This window comes from Candidatus Thiosymbion oneisti (assembly GCF_900092655.1).
Taxonomy (GTDB): domain Bacteria; phylum Pseudomonadota; class Gammaproteobacteria; order Chromatiales; family Chromatiaceae; genus Thiosymbion; species Thiosymbion oneisti.
Window position 1 is genome coordinate 1 of the sequence record NZ_FLUY01000980.1, and the last position, 1,780, is coordinate 1,780.

The following is a 1,780-nucleotide window of genomic DNA, read 5'->3' on the forward strand; positions in this document are numbered from 1 at the left end:
TGGAGGTTCCGGTAAGCAGCAGGGTGAAGTGGCCGCCGCACTCCAAAACGTCCGCTGGAACCCTTCTATGATCGTTACCTGTCCGGAATCCATAAAGAGCCTCAAGCAAAATCAATGGGTTGGTTTTTAGACAGCCTCTTAGGGGCATTTGCCGTCGTAGGTGGCGCAGGGGCGACCTGGGCGGTGCCCCTGCGCGTCCTCGTAGTCCCACCCCCTCAAGAGAATGTTGCAAAAGCCCCTCTCCCGCCGGGAGAGGGGTTGGGGAGAGGGGGTCGAAGGGCGAAGATCAGTGCCTGTTGCGACACCCTCATCAAGGTTGGGGGAAATCCGTGCCGGGAGGGTTCGGATCTTGGAAGGTTCCCCAACCTCCGTCATTCCTGGGGTCGAACGCCACCGGGGGGCGTGGGGACAGCTGCGGGATCCCAGTCAAACGGGAATGGTCGTGTGTGCCGAGGGCCGTAGCCGTAACCTGGTCCCGGAAAGGCGGGACCCGCCGGCAGGCCGAATTCGGATCGACCCGAGCGCGGTCGCATGGGCATGCCGAGGGTTGGCCCATGGTCCATGGTGCGATGACCGCATCGCTTGTGTCCGGGACCGAAGATGGCATAGACCGCCTCCTTCTGCTCCGGCGTCATGGCATCCCATGTCTTCCAGTAGGAATCCCAGCGTTCCATCGATTCCTGTATCTCCTGACGCCGTCGCATAGCCCGCTCACGCACCTTCTGGAGTCGCTGTTCCCACTGGGCGCTGCGTTCTTCCGGGGTCATACCTCGGCGTGTCCCTTGTTTCGGGATCCGCGATGGCGCGGTGTCTTGCTCCAACGATGGCGGAGGTGTGATCCCGGCGCGCGCGGGTATCGACTCGCCGGCAGCGGTGGATTTCTCGCTGGATTTCTCGATTGTGGGCGCCTGCTCGGCGGTGACTGTCGCAGGGGCCGTCGCCGGTGCCGGCCCATCCGTGGGCGATACGGACAAGGCACTCTCATGCACTGCCAGCGTCAACGCGGCGGCCGATGCGAACAGTAGGATGGATCTTCTTTCAGTCATTTAGACACTCCTGTGGGTTTATCGAGCTGGTCGTCGCGGCATGGCCGTCGGAGGCCGACATGCGGGACCGGTTGCAGACATCCGGCGGGCATCGGGATCCGAATGCTCAGATCCGCTCTTTCAGCCTGACTCGGTTCAGTCGTGCGGCGGTACTGCCACAACCAATAGGATACCTGATCTCGGAGGTAAATCCCCGCATCTGAAGTCCGCCGGCGCACGGCATCGTTCGTAGTTTCTATTTCAGTACAGTAGGGCGGGAAAGCGCAGCGCATCCCGCCCTTCTGTGGCTGCACTGATCGAGCCGGCAGGAACCCCACGGAGAATTTGTTCGCAGACCGAAAACAATCGTTACATTTTCCACCTCATGTGGGTTATGCTTTGCCGTTTTTCACACCCACCTCCTTGAGCGAGACCCGACGGCCTTCCTTCAAGGAGGGTGTCGCAAAACCCCTCTCCCGCCGGGAGAGAGCCTGCGCCGAACGCAGCGAGGAGGCCGGGGAGAGGGGGTCAGAGGCTGAGGTATCCCCCCATTATTGCAATCTAAAAAACGAGTTATGGAGCGAATGAGCGGCCACGATGCCCTCATGGCTCGTTCCCAGGCTCCAGAGATTGTGAAAGAATTCGCGGGCGAATCCGCAGGGAGCGCTCTTGGGCCTGGGAAGCGCCAAAACCGGCGTCAAGGCGCGTCATCGGCTTCATCCGGCCCACTGAGCATCGACCACCGCATTGACGCT

Annotated in this window: 1 protein-coding gene; it reads right to left on the reverse strand. The window is 61.5% G+C overall.

The window, feature by feature from the left end; translation table 11 throughout:
- Positions 1 to 371: 371 nt before the first annotated feature.
- The gene (locus tag BQ17_RS20640; protein ID WP_141699217.1) at positions 372 to 1,046 is read right to left on the reverse strand and encodes a hypothetical protein; all 675 of its coding nucleotides are present in this window, start codon (positions 1,044 to 1,046) and stop codon (positions 372 to 374) included.
- Between the last annotated feature and the right edge of the window lie 734 nt (positions 1,047 to 1,780).